The following is a 20,819-nucleotide window of genomic DNA, read 5'->3' on the forward strand; positions in this document are numbered from 1 at the left end:
CTCGAGCAACGCTCGGGCGCCCTTCAACATGTGGCAGGTGGGGGTCAATCGGCCTATTCGGGGTGCGGCTCGTCGGGCCACACCACCTCGAGCCCCTCCACGGAGTTGTTCTTCAGATACTTCTCGACGAACGGGCAGTGCGGCACCACGGTGTCGTTTCGTGCGGCAGCGTCCGCCATCGCGTCTTTGATGAGAAGCTTCGCCAGACCTCTGCCGGCGAACGCCGGGTCGATCTCGGTGTGGGGGAAAGACACGCGGTCATGAGAGTCGGTCTTGTAGTCGGCGAAGCCAGCCAACACTTCGCCAACATGGATCTCGTAGCGGCTTGCTTTCTCATTGCGCGCAACGGTGGTTTCATCTGCGGAGGTTGTCATCGGCATCCTTTCGTCTGGTGATCAACGTACGGCTTTGCGAATCGTGTCGCCAGTCCCGCAGCAAGAGATGAGAGAGTGGGAGGATGCCACTGCTCACCGACCTCGTGCCGCCGGGCGCTGACGAAGACACCGTCTATGACGGGTTTGTGCAGTGGGCAACCAGTCGTGGACTGACGCTCTACCCCGCTCAAGACGAGGCGGTTATCGAGATTGCCTCTGGCGCGAACGTGGTGCTTTCGACCCCGACCGGCACCGGAAAGTCGATGGTCGCGATTGCCGCTCACGCGGCGGCGCTCGCCGCCGGTGGGCGCACCTACTACACCGCGCCGATCAAAGCCCTGGTGAGCGAGAAGTTCTTCGCGCTGGTCGACATCTTCGGTGCAGACAACGTCGGCATGGTTACTGGTGACTCATCGGTCAACGCAGATGCGCCCATCATCTGCTGTACGGCAGAGATTCTGGCGAACCTCGCACTGCGTCAGGGGCCTGATGCGCTCGTTGACCAGGTCGTCATGGACGAGTTTCACTACTACGGCGACAGCGACCGCGGCTGGGCGTGGCAGGTGCCGCTGCTGATTCTGCACCGCGCGCAGTTCATTCTGATGTCGGCGACCCTCGGTGACGTCGCCGACATCGCTGAAGATCTCGAGCGACGAACGGGTCGCCCCCTCGCGCGCATCACGGGCGTCGAGCGGCCGGTGCCATTGCACTACTCGTATGTGCGCAAACCAGTGCACGAAACGGTTGAAGAGCTCCTCCACACGGGTGAGGCGCCGGTGTACATCGTGCACTTCTCGCAGGCTGCCGCGATGGAGCGTGCGCAGGCGCTGTCGTCGATTCGCATCGTGTCGCGTGAGCAGCGAGACGAGATCGCCGAGGCGATCGGCGGGTTCCGCTTCACCACCACGTTTGGGCGCACGCTCTCGCGCTATGTGCGCGCGGGGATCGGTGTTCATCATGCCGGGATGCTGCCGCGCTACCGGCGGCTCGTCGAAACTCTGGCGCAACGCGGCCTGCTTCGCGTCATCTGCGGTACTGACACTCTCGGTGTCGGTATCAACGTGCCGATTCGCACCGTCATGATCACCGCGCTGACCAAGTACGACGGTCAGCGAATGCGTCAGTTGAGCGCGCGTGAGTTTCACCAGGTAGCTGGCCGGGCGGGTCGTGCGGGCTACGACACGGCGGGCACGGTGGTGGTGATGGCCCCCGACCACGAGATCGACAACGCCTCATCGCTGGCGAAGGCCGGGGATGACCCGAAGAAGCTCAAGAAGGTCGTGCGCAAGAAAGCGCCGCAGGGTTTCGTCAACTGGGGCGAGGCCTCGTTCGAGCGACTTGTTGACGCTGAGCCCGAGCCGCTGGTTCCACAGATGCAGCTCACCGCGGCCATGCTCATCAACATCATCGCGCGGGGCGGCGACGTGTTCGAGAACGTGCGCGACATCGTGCGCAACAACCACGAGCCGCGTGCGCGACAGTTCGAGCTCGCGCGACGCGCCCTCGATATCTTCCGCACCCTGGTGGCCGCCGACGTAGTTGAAGTGACGGGGGATGGCAGCATCCAACTCACTGTCGACCTGCAGGCGAATTTTGCCCTCAACCAGCCGCTGTCGCCTTTTGCGCTCGCCGCGATTGAGTTGCTAGACCCCGAGGACGAAGCCGGCAGCGTGGGAAGCGGGCACTACGCGCTCGATGTTGTGAGCGTGATCGAGTCGACCCTCGACAACCCTCGGCCGGTGCTTTCTCAGCAGCAGTTTTTGGCTCGCGGCGAAGCGGTTGCCGCAATGAAACGCGACGGCATTGAGTACGACGAGCGGATGGAACTGCTCGAAGAAGTGACCTATCCGAAGCCGCTCGAAGAGCTGCTGAACCAGTCGTACGAGGTCTTCGCGTCGAGCCAGCCGTGGATTCGCGACTTCGAGCTCTCGCCGAAGTCGGTCGTGCGCGACATGTTCGAGCGGGCCTTCTCGTTCGCCGAGTTGACGCAGCACTACCAACTCGCGCGCAGCGAGGGGCTCGTGCTGCGTTACCTCTCTGACGCCTATCGCGCCATTCGACAGACCGTGCCGACCGAAGCGCAGACCTCTGAGCTGCTCGACCTGATCGAGTGGCTGGGCGAGCTCGTGCGGCAGGTCGACTCGAGCCTCGTCGATGAGTGGGAAGCTCTGATCAACCCGGTGACCGACCCCGCCGCTCCCGTTGTGCCGCCAGCACCGCCGTCGGTGCTCACCAACCGGCGCGCGTTTCTCGTGCTGGTGCGCAACGAGCTGTTTCGCCGCGTGCAGCTGGCAGCGTTGCAGAAAGACGACGAGCTCGTTGAACTCGACCCCGACGTCGACTGGCCCGCAGCGCTCGACGCCTACTTCGACGACCATGACGAGTTGCTTACCGGTGGGCCAGCGCGTTCACCTCGACTGGTCGATATCGACGAATCGTCGGCTGATGAGGGAGTGTGGCGCGTCGAGCAGACGATTGACGACCCCGCGGGCGACCACGACTGGCGCATTCGCGCTGAGGTTGACCTCGCCGCCTCTGTCGAAGAGGGCACCGCCGTCGTGCGCGTGACGGAGGTCGTGCGGCTCTAGCGCGCCGGTGGGTCCGCTTCGTGGGTTGCGTAGCCGGTTGGGGTGCCGGTGTTGAACGGGTGTTCCTTGTTGAACGGGTGTTCCGCGTTGTTCGGGTGCCGGTGTTGTGCGGGTGCCGGTGTTGTTCGGGCGCTCCGCGTGCAAAACGGCCGGGGCTTTTGGTGACACGCGGGGTGTGGATGCTGCGGTGCGGCGTGTCGTCGAATCCCCCGGCCGTTTCGCCGCGCGCTGGCGGCGTGCGCGGAAGGCTGGCGCATGCACGGATCGCTGGCGCGTGCACCGAAGGCTGGCACCCCCGCGCGCCGGCGGCTGGCACCACGCTCGCTGGCGGCGGGCACCGCGGCTTGCTGGCACCCCCGCTCGCCGGCACGGCCCGCCGAAGCCGGGCACACCCGCCTGTGGAAACGGGTGAGCGGTGTCGGGCGCCACGGCTACCCTGGGAGGGATGAGCAACCAGTCCGACCCATACGCAGACCTGGTGTGGGATCCAGACGAGCACGCCCCGCCGCCGGAGTTTGATGAGCCGCCGTTTGACGAGGGGCCCTATCGCGGCGCGCCGAGTTCAGCTGCGGGCGCGCCCGCGGGCACCTCCAGCTCAACCAGGCGTCAGGGCACCGCACGGTCTGGCGGCAGCGCCGCCGCTGTGCCAGCTGGTCCGCCTGCCACGTTCCCCTCGTCGCCGCGCAAAGACTTCGTCGGTGCCGACGCCCGCGCGGTGTTGCACGAGGTCTACGGCTACGACACCTTCCGCGGAGACCAGGGCGAGATCATCGACCAGGTCATCGCTGGTGGCGATGCCGTGGTGCTCATGCCGACCGGCGGCGGAAAGAGCGTCTGCTACCAGCTGCCCGCACTCGTGCGACCTGGCACCGGACTGGTGGTGAGCCCGCTGATCGCACTGATGCACGATCAGGTTGACGCACTCAAAGCCAACGGTGTGCACGCGGGCTACCTCAACTCGACGCAGAGCTCTAGCGAACGGGCGGCGGTCGAGCAGGCATACCTCTCGGGCGAACTCGACCTGCTCTATGTCGCGCCCGAGCGCCTCAACACCGAGGCCACCCTGCGCTTTCTGGCGCGAGGAAAGCTCAGCGTGATTGCCATCGACGAAGCACACTGTGTGTCGCAGTGGGGTCACGACTTTCGCCCTGACTACCTCGGTCTCGGCGGCCTCGGCGAGCGTTTCCCTGGGGTGCCGCGCCTCGCGCTCACGGCGACAGCAACCCGCGCGACTCACAAAGAGATCACTGAGCGTCTGCACATGCCAAAGGCGAAGCACTTCGTTTCGAGCTTTGACCGCCCCAACATTCAGTACCGCATCGAGGCGAAGACCGATCCGCGCAGGCAACTTGTCGCCTTCATCCGCTCTCTTCGCGTGGCGACTGACACCGAGCCGCCGGCCGGCATCGTCTACGCGCTCAGTCGCAAATCGGTCGAGCAGACTGCGGACTACCTCAGCACGCAGGGCATCAAGGCGTTGCCCTATCACGCCGGCCTGCCCGCCGAGACGCGAGCTGCCAACCAGTCGCGCTTCCTGCGCGAAGACGGTGTCGTCATCGTGGCAACGATCGCTTTCGGCATGGGCATCGACAAGCCCGACGTTCGCTTCGTCGCACACATTGACCTGCCGAAGTCGGTAGAGGGCTATTACCAAGAGACCGGTCGCGCCGGACGTGACGGCGAAGCATCCATCGCCTGGATGGCCTATGGTCTCGGTGACGTCGTGCAACAACGCCGAATGATCGACCAGAGTCCAGGCGACCGCACCTACAAGGTGCGGCTCGGACAGCACCTTGATGCGATGCTCGGCCTGTGCGAAACCGTCAGCTGCCGACGTCAGAATCTGCTCGATTACTTCGGGCAGCCATCGCAGCCCTGCGGCAACTGTGACACTTGCATCGAAGCGCCCGACACCTGGGATGGCACGATCGCCGCACAGAAGCTGCTGTCGACGATTGTTCGGCTGAAGCGCGAGCGCAACCAGTCGTACGGTGCCGGTCATCTCGTTGATATTCTGCGCGGAGCATCGACCGAGCGAATCCGCCAGCAGGGTCATGACACACTCGCCACCTACGGGCTTGGCTCGGATCTCAGCGACCAAGACTGGCGCAGCGTCATCCGGCAGATGCTCGCGCGCGGAATCATCGTCGCGCAAGGCGACTACGGCACCCTGGCTCTCGGCGAACCCGCGGGAGCGGTGCTGCGCAGTGAAGCGACCGTTCTGCTGCGTCGCGATGTGATCGGCCGCGCGGGCACGGCGCCCCGGGTTCGCAAGACCTCAGCGTCTGACACGTTGGATGCCGCGGACCGCGGACTCTTCGAGAAGCTGCGCGAGTGGCGAGCAGGTGTGTCGAAAGAGCTCGGCGTGCCGGCCTACATCGTCTTCGGCGACGCGACGCTGCGCGCGCTCGCCGAGCATCGTCCACAGAGTCTGGGCGACCTCGATGGAGTGACGGGAATTGGTGCGAAGAAGCGCGAGGCGTACGGCGAGGCGGTGCTGGCGGTCGTGGCTGGCTCCTAGCCGACAGGATGATCGGGTTGAAAACCGAGCTCTGTTCGGTTTATGCTCGAGGGCATGAGCAATGACGCCACTATTGACACGCGTTTTCGTGACGCATCGCTGCCGATCGACGATCGCGTAGAGATTCTCCTGTCGCAGATGACCATCGAAGAGAAGGCCGGGCTGCTTTTTCACACGATGATCGCGATCAGCGATCTCGACGAGGGCAACGCGATGTTCGACATCCCCTCGGCGCGCGAGTTCATCGATGACAAGCTGATGAGCCACTTCAACCTATTGGGCGCGGCCCCCACGGGACGCGAGATCGCCGCCTGGCAGAACTCTTTGCAGAAGCTGGCCGCATCCACCCGGCTTGGAATTCCGGTCACTCTCTCGACCGATCCACGCCATTCGTTCAGTGAGAACCCTGGGGCTGCGATCATGGCCGGACCGTTCTCGCAGTGGCCAGAGACAATGGGTCTCGCCGCGACTCGCGATGAAGAACTCGTTCAGCAGTTTGCCGACATCGCTCGTCAGGAGTACACGGCCGTAGGCCTGCGCGTGGCACTGCATCCGCAGGTCGACCTTGCCACCGAGCCTCGTTGGGCACGCGCCACGGCGACCTTCGGCGAAGACCCCGAACTTGCCGGCCGCATGGGCGCTGCCTACATTCGGGGCTTTCAGGGTGAGTCGTTCGGTGCCGGATCCGTCTCGACGATGACGAAGCACTTTCCTGGTGGCGGACCGCAGAAGGACGGCGAAGACCCGCACTTCGCCTATGGGCGCGAGCAGGTCTATCCCGGTGGCCAGTTTGAAACGCATCTCAAGCCTTTCGAGGCAGCGTTCGAAGCAGGCACCCGCCAGATCATGCCCTACTACGGCATGCCGGTGGGCACCGAGTACGAAGAAGTCGGTTTCGGTTTCAATAAGTCGGTGATCACCGGACTGTTGCGCGAGCGCTATCGATTCGAAGGTGTGGTGTGCACCGACTGGGGACTTGTTCACGACCGTGCGCTACTCGGTCACGTTCACGCTGCCCGAGCGTGGGGTGTTGAGCATCTGACCCCGCGTGAGCGCATGAAGAAGGTCATGGACGCCGGCGTCGACCAGTTCGGCGGCGAAGCATGCCCCGAACTGCTGCTTGAGCTCGTCGCAGACGGTGAAGTGACCGAAGAGCGCCTCGACGTCTCGGCGCGCCGCGTGTTGCGCGAGAAGTTCGACCTCGGGCTGTTCGAGAACCCATTTGTGGATGAAGACAAGGCTGACGCGATTGTCGGCAACGCCGAGTTTCGCGCGGCGGGCGAAGCCGCCCAGCGCGCGGCGATCACGGTGCTCGCCAACACCGGAGTGCTCCCGCTCGCGGGTCGTCCGAAGCTCTACGTTGAAGGAATCGACGCAGACACTGCCGCGCGCTTCGGTGACATCGTTGCCACCCCGGCTGAAGCAGAAGTGGCGGTGCTGCGACTCCAGGCTCCGTTCGAAGAGCGCGAGACGATGTTCGAGAACTTCTTTCACGCGGGTTCACTCGACTACTCAGACGAGGTCGTGGCTCATGTGCGCGAGGTCGCGGCTACCGTGCCTACGGTCATCGACGTGCTGCTTGACCGCCCCGCAGTTCTCACACCATTCGTCGATCATGTCGCGGCAATCACGGCCAACTGGGGCGCCAATGCCGCCGCACTGCTCGATGTGCTGACCGGCGCTGCGTCGCCGAAGGGTCGTCTGCCGTTTGACCTGCCGCGCTCGATGGCAGCGGTCGAGGCATCACGCCCTGATGTGCCCTTCGACACCGAGAACCCGCTCTTCCGCTTCGGTCATGGGCTGAAGCTCTAGGCCACCTCGCCGAAGCAACACTCATCACTTGAGGCCACTGTTCTTGCACGTGCGGGCGCAGTGGCCTCGCTGCGCATGGGGTCTCGGCGATGACATGTCGGGAGTGCACATGACCGGCGAAGCCTTAGCGTCGCCGGGTTGTAGCAATGCGCCAACGGTGTTGCCGGGCCGTTAGAGGAGTCCTACGGTCGAAAGTGACTTAGCCTGCCCTCCAAAGCCGAAAGGTGATGCCATGTCTGACACCGCCGTCCGTTCTTCGACGCCCGCCAAGAGCAAGCGCACTCCTGCCGGCGGCGCGCCTACCGCCGCACACAGCGCCGCCGAAGCATCCGAGCCCCGCATCGAGATCGATGCGGTGACCGACTTGCTGCTGGGAACGTGGGCAGACACGCGCCGCGAGGCGCGAGAGATGATCAAGGATCCCGCATTCTGGCGTATCGAAGGTCAGCCCATGGCCGAGCACCGCGAGCGTGTGCTCGAACAGATGCACCTGCTGGTTCCGCATGGCGCATCGCGCCGCGCAATTCCGAAAGAGTACGGCGGCGCGGGGAACAACGGCGCCAACATTGCCGGATTCCAGGAGCTCGTACTGGCTGACCCCAGCCTGCAGATCAAGTCGGGTGTGCAGTGGGGGCTCTTCGGCTCTGCGGTGCTGCAGTTGGGCACGAAGAAGCACCACGATAAGTGGCTGCGCGACATCGTCGACCTGACCATTCCCGGCGCATTCGCGATGACAGAGACCGGCCACGGCTCAGACGTCGCCGCAATCGGTACCACCGCGACCTACGACGTCGAGACCGAAGAGTTCGTCATTCACACACCGTTCCGCGGTGCATGGAAGGACTATCTCGGCAATGCCGCTGTGCACGGCAAGGCAGCAACTGTGTTCGCACAGCTGATTACCGGTGGCGTGAACTACGGAGTGCACTGCTTCTTCGTTCCGATCCGCGACGACGAGGGCAGCTTCATGCCCGGCGTCGGTGGCGAAGACGATGGCGTCAAGGGTGGCCTCAACGGCATCGACAACGGTCGCCTGCACTTCGATCAGGTGCGCGTGCCCCGTGAGAACCTGCTCAACCGCTACGGTGATGTTGCCGCTGATGGCAGCTACTCGAGCGAGATCTCCAGCCCAGGCCGCCGCTTCTTCACCATGCTCGGCGCGCTCGTGCAGGGTCGCGTCTCGCTTGATGGCGCCGCAACGACCGGCACGGCGCTCTCGCTCTATATCGCCCTCACCTACGCCAACCAGCGTCGTCAGTTCGATTCTGGCTCGGGCACCGACGAGATCGTGCTGCTCGACTACGGCAAGCACCAGCGTCGTCTGCTTCCGCTGCTCGCACAGAACTACGCGCAATTCTTCGCGAACGATGAGCTGCTGCAGAAGTTCGATGGCGTCTTCTCGGGTCGCAATGACACCCCCGAAGAGCGCGAAGATCTCGAAACCCTTGCCGCCGCGCTCAAGCCGCTGTCGACATGGAACGCCCTCGACACCATCCAAGAAGCGCGCGAGGCGTGCGGTGGCTCCGGCTTCCTTGGCGAAAACCGGCTTGTGGGCCTTCGTCAAGACCTCGATGTCTACGTCACCTTCGAGGGAGACAACAACGTTCTGCTGCAGCTTGTCGGCAAGCGACTGCTGAGCGATTTCGCAAAGCAGTTCAAAGGGGCGGATGCTGCCAAGCTCGCGAAGTACGCTGTCGGCCAGACCGCGGGCAAGGTCTTTCACGGCGCAGGCTTGCGTCAATTCGGCCAGTCGGTCGCCGACTTCGGTTCGACGGCGCGCTCGGTCGAGTTCGGCCTGCGTGCAGAACAGCAGCATGAGCTGCTCGCCGGACGCGTTGAGCAGATGGTGTCAGACGTCGCCTCGGCGCTGCGACCGGCCTCCAAGCTCTCCTCGAAAGAGGCAGCCGAGGTCTTCAACTCTCGCCAGGCAGAGCTCATCGAAGCGGCTCGTGCACACGGAGAGCTGTTGCAGTGGGAGGCGTTCTCTGACGGTGTCGCCTCGGTCGAAGATGAGGGCACCGCGCAGGTGCTCACCTGGCTTCGAGACCTCTTTGGCCTCTACCTGATCGAGAAGCACCTCGCCTGGTACATGATCAACGGGCGGCTCTCGACCCAGCGCGCGGCATCGGTTACTCGCTACATCGACCGACTCTGCACGAGGCTTCGTCCGCACGCTCAAGACCTCGTCGACGCCTACGGCTTCGCGCCCGAGCACGTGCGCGCTCCGATCGCGTCAGGCGCCGAGAGAGCTCGCCAGGATGAGGCCCGCGAGCACTATCGTGCGCTCGCTGCATCGGGCGAGGCGCCCGTGTCAGAGAAATCGCTCAAGAAGAAGTAGTCCGTCGCACTGCGAGTATGTCAAGAAAACTTGACATACTCGCAGACTCGGTCGTAGCCTTCGTGTAAATAATTCTTTACACGAAGGAGCAGACCATGCGCGCAGTCGTCTTCCGGGCTTACGGAGGGCCCGAGGTCGTTGAGGTTGTCGAGCGGCCGACGCCCGTCGCCGAGCCCGGCACCGTCGTCGTGCGCGTCGAAGCCTCGTCTGTCGGGGCATCCGACGCCGCGTTTCGATCGGGCGAGTCCTTCGCCGCACGGCTCTTCGCGGGACTGCGAAAACCGCGACCGTCGATCCAGGGTTCGGACTTCGCGGGGATCGTCGACTCGATCGGCGACGGCGTCACCGAGGTTGCGCCGGGCGACAGCGTGTGGGGGGCCACTGGAGCCGCGATGGGTTCGCACGCCGATTTCGTGCGCGTCAAGGCCTCGGGCGTGATCGCGCGTCGTCCTGCGGGGCTTTCGTCGACGGATGCCGCCGCCCTCGTCGACGCGACGGCGATGGCCTTCCTCCGTGACACCGCACAGCTGCAGAGCGGCGACCGTGTGCTGATCAACGGAGCATCCGGCGCGGTCGGCACGTTGGCCGTACAGCTCGCCCATACGTGGGGAGCCGAGGTCACCGCGGTGTGCAGCGCCGAGCGCGCGCAGGCGGTGCGCGACCTCGGAGTCGAGCGCGTACTCGACTACCGAGCAGTCGACATTCCAAGACTCGACGACCGCTTCGACGTCGTGTTCGATGTGAACGGCAACCTCGGCTACCGCCGCGCGCGAGCGCTGCTCACCCCGACGGGCCGCTACTTGATCACGGTGCCGACCTTCGGTGCGCTCTGGTGGCACCTGTGGACGATCGGCTCACGCGGACGACGCTCGCGCATCGCGCTCACTGGACTCAGGAAGGATGCCGCGAAGCGCCACGATCTCGCCGTCACCGCCGAGCTGGTCGACGCCGGGTCTCTGCGCGCCGTGGTCGAGGGGACCTACCCGCTGGCCGAAGCATCCGCTGCGCACGCCCATCTCGACCGCGGGCGCGCCGGGCAGCTCGTCCTCTCGATGGCCTGACACTGTCCGCCCCGCGCCGTAGGGTTGCGGAATGAGTGCGGATGTGCGGATCGGGCCCGACGGCATCGCGCGTTGCGCGTGGGTGGGGGATGACGCGGAGTATCGCCGCTACCACGACGAGGAGTGGGGGCGACCGCTGCACGGCGACCTGGCGCTGTTCGAGAAGATGAGCCTTGAGGGCTTTCAGGCCGGACTCAGCTGGATCACCATTCTGCGCAAGCGACCGCACTTTCGTGAGGTGTTTGCAGGTTTTGATCCCGCGGTGATCGCGCGATTCGATGACTCAGACGTCGAGCGGTTGATGATGGATGCGGGGATCATCCGCAATCGATTGAAGATCGGAGCGGCCATTTCAAACGCTCGACTCATGCTGGAGTTGCGTGCGGGGGAGTTCGACCAGTTCATGTGGTCGTTTGCGCCAGAGAAGCGACCTCGTCCGCAGTCGCTCTCAGATGTGCCTGCCACGACGGCTGAGTCCGATGCCATGAGCAAGGCGTTGAAGAAGCGCGGTTTTCGTTTCGTCGGGTCAACCACGATGTATGCCTTGATGCAGTCGTCTGGCATGGTCGATGACCACGTGCCGGGTTGTTGGCGAGCGGTCAGCGTTTGAGTTAGGTGCGGTTCTGTCCCCGAGCAGAAAAACACGAGCGCAATGTCGCCGGTGCACGCCAGAATGTAGGTGGCACCACGAGAGGAAACTCATGACCGAGGCATCCGGACACATCGCTGATTCTCACGAGGTGATTCGCGTCGTCGGTGCACGCGAGAACAACCTCAAGAACGTGAGTGTTGAAATTCCCAAACGGCGATTGAGCGTCTTTACCGGCGTGAGCGGATCGGGCAAGTCTTCGCTCGTGTTCGGCACGATAGCGAACGAATCTCAGCGCCTCATCAACGACACTTACCCCACGTTCGTGCAGCAGTTCATGGGGCAGATGAATCGCCCCGAAGTCGACGCGCTCGAGAATCTGAGCCCGGCGATTCTGGTCGATCAGGAGCGCATGGGGGCCAACGCCCGCTCGACGGTCGGCACCGCAACCGATGCGCACGCGATGCTGCGCTTGTTGTTCAGCCGTATCGCTACACCGCACATCGGCTCGCCGCAGGCCTATTCGTTCAATGTGCCGTCGGTCAGCGGCAGCGGGCGCATCAAAACGGCGTCCGGTAAGAGCGAGGCCCGATCATTCTCGGTGACCGGCGGAATGTGTCCGCACTGCCAGGGTCTCGGCGAGGTAAGCGACGTTGACCTGGCCGAACTATTCGATCGTGACAAGTCGCTCACCGATGGTGCCATCACGATCCCCGGCTACAGTGCCGACGGCTGGATGGTGCGCGGCTTCAGCGAGTCAGGGCTGTTTCCCGCAGATGTGCCCATCAAGGACTTCACTGAGCAGCAGCTCAATGACTTTCTCTACAAAGAGCCCACAAAGATCAAGATCCAGAACATCAACATGACCTATGAGGGTCTGGTTCCGAAGATCACCAAGTCGATGCTCCAGAAAGACCGCGATGCCCTGCAGCCGCACATTCGCGCGTTCGTTGACCGGGCTGTCAAGTTCTTAGCTTGCCCGGAGTGCGAGGGCACGCGGCTTGCGCAGGCCACACGTGATTCGAAGATCGACGGCGTGAGCATTGCCGACGCCGCCCAGATGCAGATCACCGACCTTGCCACCTGGCTGCGCTCGATCAAAGATCCGCAGGTGGCGCCGCTGCTGGTCAGTCTGCAACAGCTCATCGATTCGTTCGTCGAGATCGGGCTGGGCTATCTCTCGCTCGACCGCGCGTCGGGAACCCTCTCTGGCGGTGAAGCTCAGCGCACCAAGATGATTCGTCACCTTGGCTCCTCGCTGACCGACATCACTTACGTATTCGACGAGCCGACGGCTGGCTTGCACCCGCACGACATTCAGCGCATGAATGACCTGCTTCGTCAGCTGCGAGACAAGGGCAACACCGTTCTGGTTGTCGAGCACAAGCCGGAGGTGATCGATATCGCCGATTACGTCGTTGACCTCGGCCCCGGCGCCGGCCGAGCGGGTGGCGAAGTGCAGTTCAGCGGAACCGTCGCCGATCTTCGCGCGTCAAACACTCTCACCGGGCGCTACCTTGACCACCGGGCGAGGCTGAAAGAGTCCACGCGCACACCGAAGGGCGTGCTTGAGATTCGGGATGCTGCGCAGCACAACCTGAAGAATGTCAGCGTCGATGTGCCACTGGGGGTACTGACCGTCGTGACAGGAGTGGCAGGGTCGGGAAAATCGTCACTCATCCACGGCAATCTGCCCGCGTTCGACGATGTCATCGTCGTCGATCAGTCGGCCATCAAAGGTTCTCGCCGCAGCAGCCCAGCGACCTACACGGGATTGCTCGACGGGATTCGCACCGCTTTCGCCAAGGCGAACGGCGTCAAACCGGCACTGTTCAGTGCAAACTCCGAAGGTGCGTGCATCGCATGCAAGGGGCTGGGTGTGATCATCACCGAGCTCGGCTTCGCTTCGACGGTGGAGACTCGCTGTGACCTCTGCGAGGGCAGTGGCTTTGCTGATGAGGTGCTCGAGTACTTGCTTGACGGCAAGAACATAAAGGAGGTCATGGCAATGACCGTGGCCGAGGCAGAGGAGTTCTTGCCAAAGAAGGGCGCAAGCCACACCACGCTCACGCGCATGATCGACGTGGGAATCGGGTACATCACGCTCGGTCAGGCGCTCAGTACCCTCTCGGGCGGAGAACGCCAGCGGCTGAAGCTGGCGATCTCTATGGCTAAGAAGGGCGCGATCTATGTGCTTGACGAGCCCACGACCGGACTTCACCTCGCTGACGTTGACAATCTGCTTGGCATGCTCGACAGGCTTGTCGAGTCAGGCAACAGCGTGATTGTGATCGAGCATCATCAGGCGGTGATGGCGCACGCCGACTGGATCATTGATCTGGGCCCAGGGGCGGGCCGGGGCGGTGGCGAAGTCGTGTTCGAAGGCACGCCCGCTGACCTCGTTGCGTCGTCAGATACGCTCACCGCGACACATCTGCGCGAATACGTCGGCGGCTGAAGGGCGCGCCTCGAGCGGGTTTTACTGCTCGGCGACAGCGACGGGGTCGGCGAGGTGGCGACCAGTGTGACTGAGCACCTTCACCATGACCCCGCGATTGCGTAGCGCGGCGATTGTTCGCCGCTCTTCTTCGATATCGCGGCCTAGCGCGTGCATATTGGCGACCACGAGCACATCGCCACCTTTGAGAGTGCCGAAAAGGCGGACGAGTCGCTCTTCCCACGATTCGAGCGTCTCGGGCGCAGGGTGGCGGAATCCTTCGATCGGCACTCCAAACCGAGTGAGCTCGTTTCGCTGATCAACCACGGACGGCATGTCGTCACGTGAGATCACGAGTCCGACGAGCCGTGCACCCGAGGGGCGGGCCTGCCACCAATGCCGGTCGGCTTGGAGCTCGGTGAAGCAACGCGGGCAGTCGGCAGCGGGGTGGGGCAAGTGGAGCGGCGCGGTTTCGGGATGCGCGTGATCGCTGGGGGTGCGGATGCCGTCGGTTGCGGGAGTCATTGCCGTCTCGCTCATGGAGATACCTCTTCGTCGGTTCTCATTCTCGCCCAGCACAGCCCGATCCGCCAACCATTCACTCTTTCTCGAGCTGCAGTGGCACGCTGAGCTCATCAGCATCCATCTCTGCGAAGGCCTGGCACAGCGCAACCCGCAGGCCTAGGCTCCGCGCTAAGCCGGGTTGCGCGCGGTACCGTGAGCCATGATCATCATTGCGCACTGCCAACGGCGACAGTGCGAGAACGCCGAGAGAAGCCGATGAACGACTCACTGGATGACATCCTTTACCCCGACATCGAACCGTACGAGACCGGACAGCTGATCGCGGGCGAGGGCAATCGCATCTACTGGGAACAGAGTGGCAACCCCCACGGCAAGCCCGTGGTCTTTCTGCACGGTGGTCCGGGCGGCGCAACCTCTCCGTGGCAACGCCGATTCTTCGACCCTGAGCGCTATCGCATCATTCTCTTCGACCAGCGAGGGTGTGGAAAATCCATCCCGCACGCGAGCGATCCTGAGGCTGATCTTCGCTTCAACACAACCTGGCACCTCGTGGCTGACATCGAGTTGTTGCGTCGCAACCTCGGCATCGCGAAGTGGCAGGTCTTCGGCGGTTCATGGGGCAGTGCGCTCGCGCTCGCGTACGCCCAGTCGCACCCCGACGCGGTGAGCGAGATCGTGCTGCGCGGCATCTTCACCCTTCGCCGACATGAACTCGAATGGTTCTACGAGGGTGGGGCAGGAGCCGTGTTCCCCGATCTCTGGGAAGACTTCATCGCACCGATTCCGGTACTCGAGCGCTCCCACATGCTGGCGGCCTACCATCGGCGACTCAGCGATCCAGACCCCGCGGTGCACATTCCCGCGGGAGTGGCATGGTCGAGGTGGGAAGCGTCCACGCTGACCTTGCTTCCCGACCCTGAGCTGGTCGCCGACATGACCGACCCCGCCGCAGCCACCGCGTTCGCGCGAATCGAGAACCACTACTTCATGCACGGTGGCTGGTTCGAAGAAGGCCAGCTGATCAGCGGGGTGCAGGCGATCCGCCACATTCCCGCCGTGATCGTGCAGGGACGCTACGACATGTGCACGCCGCCGATGACCGCGTGGGATCTGCACCGGGCATGGCCCGAGGCAGAGTTCTTCATGATCTCGGATGCTTCGCACGCCGCCACCGAGCCAGGGATTGCGGCGGTGCTGCGCGCCGCGACCGACAAGTTTGCCGCCGATGAAACGCCTGCGGCAGCGCATGAACCCACCGGTTATGAAGCTCTGCCAGAGACGCAGCCTCTGTCTCTGGCCGAGGCAGAGGTCGCGTCCCTGGTAGACTAAGGATTCTTGCAGCGCTCCGATGCGCTTCTTGCGTCGTAGAACGCTCCCTCGCCGCCGTCTGTAGACACGCTCCCAGACGTCGCTGGCTGAAACTTTCGCACGGCGACCCCAGGTCAAAATATGACTCGGGCCACCGAATAGGGCGCGTATCTGTGCCCGGAGAACGAATCCTCAATGACTGATGTCACATTCAGCACGCTCAACGTGCCGCAGCCCCTCGTCAACATTCTTGCCGCCGAGGGCAAAACCAATGCCTTTCCGATTCAGGTAGACACTCTTCCTGACACGCTCGCCGGTCGCGACGTGCTCGGCCGGGGAAAGACCGGCTCGGGCAAGACCCTCGCTTTCTCGATTCCCATGGTGGCTCGCCTCGGCACCCAGCTGGCAGGCGGACGCCGCCGTGCTGGCCTGCCTCTTGGCCTCGTGCTCGCACCGACGCGCGAGCTCGCCACCCAGATCAATGCGGTTCTTGAGCCGCTTGCCAAGGCCTATGGAATGACCACCACCACGATCTTCGGCGGTATCAACCAGAACCGTCAGGTGCAGGCCCTCAAATCAGGCGTCGACATCATCGTCGCGTGCCCTGGTCGCCTTGAAGACCTCATGAAGCAGGGCTTCGTGAAACTGAACGCCATCGAGATCACCGTCATCGATGAAGCTGACCACATGGCCGACCTGGGATTCTTGCCCGGTGTCACCCGCATTCTGTCGGCAACGCCGACCGGAGGACAGCGGCTTCTTTTCAGCGCCACGCTCGACAACGGTGTAGACAAGCTCGTCAACCGCTTCTTGCAGAACGAGGTGCTCCACTCGGTCGATGAGGCCAACTCTCCCGTAGCGGCGATGACCCACCACGTGTTCACCCTCGATGGCGTCGACTCCAAGAACGAAGTCATCCGCACGCTTGCCTCGGGCACCGGCCGTCGCATTTTGTTCATGCGTACGAAGCACCAGGCCAAGAAGCTCGCCCAGAAGCTCACCGCGGCGGGCATTCCGGCTGTCGATCTGCACGGTAACCTCTCGCAGCCCGCGCGTGACCGCAACCTCGCCGCGTTCTCGTCGGGCGCCGCCAAGGTTCTCGTCGCCACCGATGTGGCCGCTCGTGGCGTGCACGTTGACGACGTCGAGTTGGTCATTCACGTTGACCCGCCTATGGAACACAAGGCGTACCTGCATCGCTCGGGCCGCACCGCCCGCGCGGGCGCCGAAGGCGCCGTGGTGACCTTGGTTCTGCCCGGTCAAGAGAAAGACGTCGCTCAGCTGCTGCGCAAGGCAGCGATTTCGGTCACGCCCACGCGTGTGACGCCGACCTCGCCCGAGGTAGCCGCACTCGTCGGCACGGTTGCCGCGTACGTCAAGCCCGCGCCGAAGGTCGAGCCGCAACGCGGTGGCGGCCGCAGCCAGGGTGCAAACGCACAGCGCAAGCGTGCCGCACGTGAAGGCGGCGGTCAGTCGCAGCCGCGTCGTGACCGTTCGGGGCGCCCCGCGCAGCGCAGCTCTGAAGCAGCTGGCGGCGGTCAGCGCTCAGGTGGACAGCGCAGCCAGGGCGGCTCGTCGAGCGGTGGTCAGCGCTCAGGCCAGCAGCACGCGGCTCCGCACCGCGACAGCTCACACCGTGATGCAGCGCCGGCAGGCAAGCCCCGTCAGTCGGGTTCGCGCCGTGCCTCGCATTCGGGTGGCTCGTCGAGCTTGATGGTTGGCTCGGTCGTTCGCGAGAACGGCGGCAACCGCCGTTCGGGTCGCTGACCCGCAGCATCCATGCTTCGAACTGCCCTTCCGCTCTTGCGGAGGGGCAGTTCTATTTTGACGCTTTGCGCTCGAGAATGAGATCGGCTGCGCGCTCGCCGATCGCAATCGCTGGCGCGTTGGTGTGCCCGCGGATGATCGTCGGCATCACCGAGGCGTCGACCACACGCAGGCCTTCGACGCCTCGCACCCGCAGTTGTGGGTCAACGACCGAGCTGGCGTCTAGGCCCATGCGCGCTGTTCCCACCGGATGGTAGAGCGTGTGGGAATACTGATCGACGGCGAGCTCTGCCCGCTCGGCGGCGCTCATCATGGCGCCGTCTGCGGGCTGTACCCACTCACCATTGGTGACTGCTTGCAACGCGTCGGTGGCGATGATCCGCTCGCACTCGGCAAGACCAGCAATCAGCGTCGCACGGTCGATGCCGTCTGGGTCTGACAGGTATGCGGGGTCGATGACGGCCTTGTCGTGGGGGTCTGCCGAGGCCAGGCGGATGGTGCCGCGGCTGCGCGGTCGCATCAGGATCGCTCCGACCGTGAGTCCCTCAGCGGGCAACGGGACGAGCCCTTCGCCAACGTAGGGCGCAGCGGCGAAGATGATCTCGATGTCAGCCAAACCCGCGCCCATTCCGGCTGCATCAGCGACCGGAGTGCGCACGAAGCCGCACGCTTCGGCGACGTTTGAGCTGAGCATACCCATGCGCGTGGTCAGATAGCGCGCGAGCTGGCCCGCACTCTCTGCGGTGTACAGGGTGCCGCCGAGTGCCCCCGGTGCCAGACCAGCGACGAGATGGTCTTGAAGGTTGCTGCCGACGTCAGAAGACTCTGCGACGAGCGGGATGCCATGATCAGCCAAGTGCTGTGCTGGTCCTATACCGCTGAGCATCAGAAGCTGTGGGGTGTTGACCGCGCCACCGCAGAGAATCACTTCGCGGTTCGCGCGGGCATGATGGGTGACGCCGCTGATTTCAACGTACACACCGGTCGCTTGAGGAACGGGGTCGTGGCTGAAGGTCACGCGACGCACGAATGCGCCGGTAACAATGCGCAGGTTCTTTCGTCTGCGCGCGGGGCGCAGATAGGCGTCGGCGGTGGATGCTCGTGCTCCTCGCCGCTGCGCCACCATGGTTTGGCTGAAGCCGAGGCCGGTGGGCTGGTTTGCTGGCACGACTTCGTGGCCTGCTTCGCGCGCGGCTTCGAGGAACGCGGCTGTGTGAGGGCGGGGATCGCGCTGGTTCTCGATTCGCTGCGGGCCGCCGGTTCCCTGGGTCTTGTGGCTGACAGTTTCGTTGTCTTCGGCCCTCATGAAATAGGGGGTCAGCGCATCCCATGACCAGCTGTCTCCGGCGACATCCGCCCACTCGTCATAGTCCGCGGCGAAGCCGCGCACCCACATCATGGCGTTGAGCGATGACGAGCCGCCGAGCGTCTTTCCTCGAGGCCAGAACACCGTTCGGCCATTCAGGGAAGATTGCGCGACGGTGTCGTAGTTCCAGTCGTACTTTCCTCGGAAGAGCTTCGAGAAAGCGGCTGGAATGTGCAACTCGAGCGCCTTGTCGGCCTCGCCAGCTTCGAGCAGAAGCACTGAAATTCTTGGGTCTTCGCTGAGACGGGCCGCAAGCGCCGCGCCCGCTGAGCCTGCGCCGACGATCACATAGTCTGCGTCGAGGGCATGGCGACGCTTGCTCATGCGCCGAATGCCTTCGTGAGGGTCTTCGCGAGTCCGCCCCAGTTGCGGTCGATGCGGAAACGAGTGAGGCCTTCGCTCACGCTTGCACCGGTCCGCGAGGTGACAAACCACGGCGGTTTCGGCAACACCGAAAACGTGCCAGGCCGCAACACCGCGCCTACCGAGCGAGGGAACGGTCGGAATGGACCGCGCACGATTGAACGCTCGACACGGTCGAGCAACAGCGCGTTGTGCACAATGCCGATCCCGCTTTCGACGTTTTCGAGACTCGCGCCGGGAAAGCCGCCCCACGACAGGGTCGGGGTCAAGAATCCGAGCGCGGTCCAGGCGTTGATAGCGATGGTGCCGTAGCGCAGGTCGGCCATCGACCGTTCGAAACTATCGCCGAGCGCATCGAGCGTGCGCGGATCAACAATGACGTTCGCGCCAAGCGTTCCGATGAGGTTGTCGTTGGCGTGAGCCACAGCTGCGTCGAGGAACTCTTGTCCGTTACCGGTAAGCGTGACAACGCCCAGCACCGGGGCGAAGTACTCCGTCGTCTCGAGCGCGCTCGCGTCATCGTCGGCACCGATTTCAATGAGCGCGCGGGTGCCCCCGGCACACCAGTCGGCGTTGGGATAGGTAGAACCCGCGGTTTCGAGCTTCTCGTTGCTGCGTGGGTACCAGGCTGAGCGGCGGGGGGCGGCATCATATGCCCTGCGCAACGCAACAAGAAAGTCCTCGCGCTGTGCCCAGTCGGCGCTAACGATGACGACTTGCCCCGCGATGCAGTTGTGCCCAGAATTCTGCAGTCGCATCGTGGTGATGTGCTCGGCCTGAAACTTCAGGTCGGCGTCGCTCCACTCGCCTGGAACCACAATGATGGGTGAAACCCCACCAAGTTCGGCGGTGATGGGTTTAGTCAGTTTGGGCTTGTTCTCACGGCGACGCTTGGTGGTTGCGGCGGACCTCGCACCTTTCGATGGACCCCAGACAATCGCGTCGAATGTGGTTGCTGCCCCGGTGATGTGCACGTGCGAGATTCGCGGGTGGGTCGTGAGATAGGCGCCCACCGCGCCGTCGCCTCGGATGATCTTCAAGAAGCCTGGCTCGATCAGCGGCGCGAGGGCACGTTCGAACACCGGCACGAGTGAGTCTTGGGTTGGGTTGACCTTCAGCAGCGCCACGCGGTTGTGGGCGAGCAGTTCATAGATGACGTCGAGCACCGGAATCGAGGTGATGTTTCCTGCTCCCAGCACTAGGCCAACGCCCCCCGAATCCGACGGGGTGAGCTGCGCGAGCCCGGCGCTTTCGCGAGCGTCGCGCTGTGTGACGCCGGGCGCAAACCAAATCTCGCCGGTGTAGCCCGAAAGAAGAAGAGAATCGACGCGGGAGAGGGGAAACACGTGCGCGCGGGTGCGGCCGCCCGTGGCAGTGTCGATCTTCACTGCGTTGAGAGGGCTCGTGCCCGCGGCGAGCGCACGAAGCGTCGAGCCGTAGGCTTCGAGAGCAGTCAGCGTGCCGTATGGTCCGGAAAGCCACTCTTCGCCGCGTAGCGGGTGACCGGGTTCAAGCTCTTTGGATATCGCCGCCGTGTCGGCCCACTCCTCGGCGACTGCGCCAACGGATGAGGCGAGTCGCTCCATCAGCGTTGCGCGCTGCGACAGCGTCAAGTGACTCCACATCTGAGAGCCGGTCTCGAGTCGATCGATATCGGCGTCGAGAGCTTTGCGCACCTCGTCAGCCAGGCCCGCTTTTGCTGTGGATGGCCGCTTCGCAGCGGATTTGGCTGGCGTTTTTGGCGATCCCTCAGGCAATGCGCTCTCCTTT

14 protein-coding genes are annotated in these 20,819 nt (G+C 63.9%); 9 read left to right on the forward strand and 5 right to left on the reverse strand.

Annotated elements, in window-relative coordinates; all coding sequences use genetic code 11:
- Window positions 1–53 precede the first annotated feature (53 nt).
- On the reverse strand, window positions 54–374 hold the full coding sequence (locus SJY18_RS09725; RefSeq protein ID WP_337336831.1) for a GNAT family N-acetyltransferase: 321 nt from the start codon (window positions 372–374) through the stop codon (window positions 54–56).
- An 83-nt stretch (window positions 375–457) separates the two neighbouring features.
- On the opposite strand from SJY18_RS09725, the gene SJY18_RS09730 reads away from it, so the two are divergent.
- The 7 genes from SJY18_RS09730 (at window position 458) to SJY18_RS09760 (ending at window position 13,741) form a co-directional block, all read left to right on the forward strand.
- Window positions 458–2,962, forward strand: coding sequence for a DEAD/DEAH box helicase (locus SJY18_RS09730; protein ID WP_396667401.1), 2,505 nt, complete (start codon window positions 458–460; stop codon window positions 2,960–2,962).
- A 445-nt stretch (window positions 2,963–3,407) separates the two neighbouring features.
- On the forward strand, window positions 3,408–5,483 hold the full coding sequence (gene recQ, locus SJY18_RS09735) for a DNA helicase RecQ (RefSeq protein ID WP_396667402.1): 2,076 nt from the start codon (window positions 3,408–3,410) through the stop codon (window positions 5,481–5,483).
- Window positions 5,484–5,537: 54 nt separating this feature from the next.
- Complete coding sequence (locus SJY18_RS09740) at window positions 5,538–7,295, forward strand: glycoside hydrolase family 3 protein (RefSeq protein ID WP_396667403.1); 1,758 nt, start codon at window positions 5,538–5,540, stop codon at window positions 7,293–7,295.
- A gap of 232 nt (window positions 7,296–7,527) precedes the next feature.
- Window positions 7,528–9,633 (forward strand): acyl-CoA dehydrogenase, encoded by a 2,106-nt coding sequence (locus tag SJY18_RS09745; RefSeq protein WP_396667404.1) that lies wholly within the window; start codon window positions 7,528–7,530, stop codon window positions 9,631–9,633.
- Window positions 9,634–9,728: 95 nt separating this feature from the next.
- On the forward strand, window positions 9,729–10,694 hold the full coding sequence (locus SJY18_RS09750) for an NAD(P)-dependent alcohol dehydrogenase (protein WP_337336836.1): 966 nt from the start codon (window positions 9,729–9,731) through the stop codon (window positions 10,692–10,694).
- Between the two features lie 31 nt (window positions 10,695–10,725).
- Window positions 10,726–11,304 (forward strand): DNA-3-methyladenine glycosylase I, encoded by a 579-nt coding sequence (locus SJY18_RS09755; protein ID WP_396667405.1) that lies wholly within the window; start codon window positions 10,726–10,728, stop codon window positions 11,302–11,304.
- Window positions 11,305–11,395: 91 nt separating this feature from the next.
- On the forward strand, window positions 11,396–13,741 hold the full coding sequence (locus tag SJY18_RS09760; protein ID WP_396667406.1) for an ATP-binding cassette domain-containing protein: 2,346 nt from the start codon (window positions 11,396–11,398) through the stop codon (window positions 13,739–13,741).
- A 21-nt stretch (window positions 13,742–13,762) separates the two neighbouring features.
- Here the strand turns inward: SJY18_RS09760 and SJY18_RS09765 are convergent, their stop codons facing one another.
- Together SJY18_RS09765 and SJY18_RS09770 are read right to left on the reverse strand one after the other, a co-directional pair.
- On the reverse strand, window positions 13,763–14,260 hold the full coding sequence (locus SJY18_RS09765; protein ID WP_396667407.1) for a dehydrogenase: 498 nt from the start codon (window positions 14,258–14,260) through the stop codon (window positions 13,763–13,765).
- A gap of 58 nt (window positions 14,261–14,318) precedes the next feature.
- The gene (locus SJY18_RS09770) at window positions 14,319–14,513 is read right to left on the reverse strand and encodes a hypothetical protein (RefSeq protein ID WP_396667408.1); all 195 of its coding nucleotides are present in this window, start codon (window positions 14,511–14,513) and stop codon (window positions 14,319–14,321) included.
- Between SJY18_RS09770 and pip the strand changes: the two genes are divergently transcribed.
- Both pip and SJY18_RS09780 read left to right on the forward strand, forming a co-directional pair.
- Window positions 14,501–15,574: a prolyl aminopeptidase gene (gene pip, locus SJY18_RS09775; protein ID WP_396667409.1), complete on the forward strand. Its 1,074-nt coding sequence runs from the start codon at window positions 14,501–14,503 to the stop codon at window positions 15,572–15,574. The two genes, SJY18_RS09770 and pip, sit on opposite strands and share 13 nt — an antisense overlap.
- Window positions 15,575–15,748: 174 nt before the next feature.
- Window positions 15,749–17,320 (forward strand): DEAD/DEAH box helicase, encoded by a 1,572-nt coding sequence (locus SJY18_RS09780; RefSeq protein WP_337336841.1) that lies wholly within the window; start codon window positions 15,749–15,751, stop codon window positions 17,318–17,320.
- 52 nt (window positions 17,321–17,372) lie between these two features.
- Here SJY18_RS09780 and SJY18_RS09785 read toward each other — a convergent pair whose 3' ends face one another.
- A complete protein-coding gene (locus SJY18_RS09785) occupies window positions 17,373–19,010 on the reverse strand; it encodes a GMC family oxidoreductase (protein ID WP_396667410.1) in 1,638 nt (545 codons plus the stop codon).
- Complete coding sequence (locus SJY18_RS09790; RefSeq protein ID WP_396667411.1) at window positions 19,007–20,806, reverse strand: aldehyde dehydrogenase family protein; 1,800 nt, start codon at window positions 20,804–20,806, stop codon at window positions 19,007–19,009. The genes SJY18_RS09785 and SJY18_RS09790 overlap by 4 nt, the downstream gene beginning before the upstream one ends.
- Between the last annotated feature and the right edge of the window lie 13 nt (window positions 20,807–20,819).

This window comes from Microbacterium sp. R86528 (assembly GCF_044596335.1).
Taxonomy (GTDB): Bacteria; Actinomycetota; Actinomycetes; order Actinomycetales; family Microbacteriaceae; genus Microbacterium; species Microbacterium marmarense.

Coding starts and splice junctions, on each gene's coding strand:
- SJY18_RS09725 (WP_337336831.1), bottom strand. CDS start 374: ATGACAACCTCCGCAGATGAAACCACCGTTGCGCGCAATGAGAAAGCA.
- SJY18_RS09730 (WP_396667401.1), top strand. CDS start 458: ATGCCACTGCTCACCGACCTCGTGCCGCCGGGCGCTGACGAAGACACC.
- recQ (WP_396667402.1), top strand. CDS start 3,408: ATGAGCAACCAGTCCGACCCATACGCAGACCTGGTGTGGGATCCAGAC.
- SJY18_RS09740 (WP_396667403.1), top strand. CDS start 5,538: ATGAGCAATGACGCCACTATTGACACGCGTTTTCGTGACGCATCGCTG.
- SJY18_RS09745 (WP_396667404.1), top strand. CDS start 7,528: ATGTCTGACACCGCCGTCCGTTCTTCGACGCCCGCCAAGAGCAAGCGC.
- SJY18_RS09750 (WP_337336836.1), top strand. CDS start 9,729: ATGCGCGCAGTCGTCTTCCGGGCTTACGGAGGGCCCGAGGTCGTTGAG.
- SJY18_RS09755 (WP_396667405.1), top strand. CDS start 10,726: ATGAGTGCGGATGTGCGGATCGGGCCCGACGGCATCGCGCGTTGCGCG.
- SJY18_RS09760 (WP_396667406.1), top strand. CDS start 11,396: ATGACCGAGGCATCCGGACACATCGCTGATTCTCACGAGGTGATTCGC.
- SJY18_RS09765 (WP_396667407.1), bottom strand. CDS start 14,260: ATGAGCGAGACGGCAATGACTCCCGCAACCGACGGCATCCGCACCCCC.
- pip (WP_396667409.1), top strand. CDS start 14,501: ATGAACGACTCACTGGATGACATCCTTTACCCCGACATCGAACCGTAC.
- SJY18_RS09780 (WP_337336841.1), top strand. CDS start 15,749: ATGACTGATGTCACATTCAGCACGCTCAACGTGCCGCAGCCCCTCGTC.
- SJY18_RS09785 (WP_396667410.1), bottom strand. CDS start 19,010: ATGAGCAAGCGTCGCCATGCCCTCGACGCAGACTATGTGATCGTCGGC.